Below are 2,120 nucleotides of genomic sequence, written 5' to 3'. Positions count from 1 at the left end.
GAAGAAGTAAAGGAAATGATTCCTGTCCGTTCAAAATTTGCGCACAAGGGAACTTTTGGCCATGCGGTTCTTATTGCCGGAAGCTATGGGAAAATGGGCGCCTCAGTTCTGGCTTCAAAAGCCTGTCTGCGCTCGGGAGTTGGATTGCTGACTGCCCACATCCCGCACTTCGGATATTCCATCATTCAAACTGCGGTTCCCGAAGCTATGGTCAGTATCGATGATCACGATTCTATTTTTACGGGAATCCCGGATTTATCACCTTTTTCTGCCATTGGCGCAGGTCCGGGAATCGGCATGAAAAGCAATACCCGACAGGCTTTAAAAGAACTTATAGAAAAAGCAAAAGTTCCTCTTGTTTTGGATGCCGATGCATTGAATATTCTTTCTGAATATAAAGAGTGGCTGAAGGAGTTGCCTGAAAATTCCATTCTGACCCCGCACCCCGGAGAATTCAAACGGCTGGCTGGCGAAACTGCCAACTCTTGGGAACGGATTCAAAAGCAGCAAGAAATGGCCAAAGAGCTGAAAGTAATTATTGTTTTGAAAGGAGCTTTCACAACCATAGCTTTTCCAAATGAGAAACTTTATTTCAATTCCACCGGAAACCCGGGAATGGCTACTGCCGGCAGTGGCGATTCACTTACCGGAATCATCCTCGGTTTACTTGCACAACACATTCCACCTGATCATGCTGCCATTGCAGGTGTTTTTCTGCATGGCCTTGCCGGAGACATTGCCGCTGCTGAAAAATCGGAAAATGCTTTAATTGCCGGCGATATTACAGATAGTTTGGGAAAAGCGTTTTTTGAGTTGCAGTAGATCTCATTCAATTCGGGTAAAAACAAAAAAGGTTGTGGTGTTCCAAAATATAAATTCTATTTTTAGGTTTTAAAATAAATTCAGAAAAATGAGAACATTGATTTTTATATTGGCAATTACGCTGGCAATGCCTGTTTTGGGCCAACGACGGGGGAAATCTGATGAGGGAACGGTTCCAACTTTTCAGGAAGGAATTACCTATGCATTGCCCCGAACAGGATTAAGAATAAAAGTTAAAGCTGTAAAAGAAACCTTCGAACCCGGCCCCTATGCTTCTTTTGCAGAACAACTGCTTGGAATTACCGATGCAAAAAACCGCGCTTCAGTAAATTGGTTTATTGATGAGGTGAACATGGAAACCTTTTCTGAACCTGATCCGAATCAGGTTTTTAAAGCAATGGGTTATGCCGCCTTTTTGGTTAATTTAACCCAGGATGGGATTCTTGCAGGAATAAATTCCGAAGCTTCAGCCAATGAATTGAAAACGTTTACAACCAATAACATGAATGGTTCACCGGGGAAAGATGATGGTTTTTCATTCGCACATTTTAATCATACACCCATTTATGCACCCGGAGATTCTACTAATAATTTCAGGCCAACCCGCATAAGTGTTGAACGAAAAGCTGCAGAAGCCGCTGAACGGATTCTGGAATGCAGGTTAACGCGGTATCACATGGTGGCCGGATTAATGGATGAATTTCATCCTGATGGCGAAGCGTATAATGCGAGCCTGAAGGAATTAAAACGGATTGAAAAAAATTATTTGAGCCTGTTTGTGGGACGGACCACCTATCATAGTGAAAAATTCAGCTTTGATTTTGTTCCAACTTCATCTGCTGAAAGGGGAGAAGTGGTTTTTCGGTTTTCAGAAGATTCCGGTGTACTGCCTTCATCCGACCTCTCAGGGAAACCAGTTACAGTTCGGGTTGAACCAGAAAAAGAGCTGATTTCAAAGTATTCGGGACTGGCAGGATCTGAAAATCCCACTGCCGGTGAAAGTGGCGTATATTACCGGATGCCCGCTGTGGTAAATGTAAGTTTGATATATGAATTAAACACCATTGCTACAGCTCGCGCCGTTATGGCTCAGTTCGGACAGGTTGCACCTGTTCCCGAAGAATTACTTTTTGGGGATTATGCCATCGAATTTTTTCCCGAAACCGGCGCAGTGAAATCGGTTCATAAAAAATAATCAGAGCGTAAAAAGGGTGACTTATTTTGAAAGTCGCCCTTTTTTGATCTGGTCATTTTTATCGGGTGTAATTTTTTTTATTTTTACCCGCCTTAAAAAAATC

At 42.7% G+C, this 2,120-nt stretch carries 2 protein-coding genes; both read left to right on the top strand.

Translation table 11 applies throughout. The features are described 5' to 3' along the window. On the top strand, positions 1 to 822 hold an 822-nt coding region (locus ACESMA_RS14545; RefSeq protein ID WP_372949575.1), incomplete at its 5' end, for an NAD(P)H-hydrate dehydratase. A gap of 88 nt (positions 823 to 910) precedes the next feature. Next, positions 911 to 2,017 carry a DUF4831 family protein gene (locus ACESMA_RS14540; protein WP_372949574.1) on the top strand — a complete coding sequence of 369 codons (1,107 nt, stop codon included), beginning with the start codon at positions 911 to 913 and terminating at the stop codon, positions 2,015 to 2,017. Positions 2,018 to 2,120: the final 103 nt, after the last annotated feature.

The sequence above is a fragment of the Mariniphaga sp. genome (assembly GCF_041687215.1).
Taxonomy (GTDB): domain Bacteria; phylum Bacteroidota; class Bacteroidia; order Bacteroidales; family Prolixibacteraceae; genus Mariniphaga.
Note: the sequence above shows the minus strand (reverse complement) of the source record. Positions and strands in the feature narration are given on the sequence as shown.

Bases quoted from the DNA above. Each gene is read 5' to 3' on its own strand.
- ACESMA_RS14540 (WP_372949574.1), top strand. From the start codon at position 911: ATGAGAACATTGATTTTTATATTGGCAATTACGCTGGCAATGCCTGTT.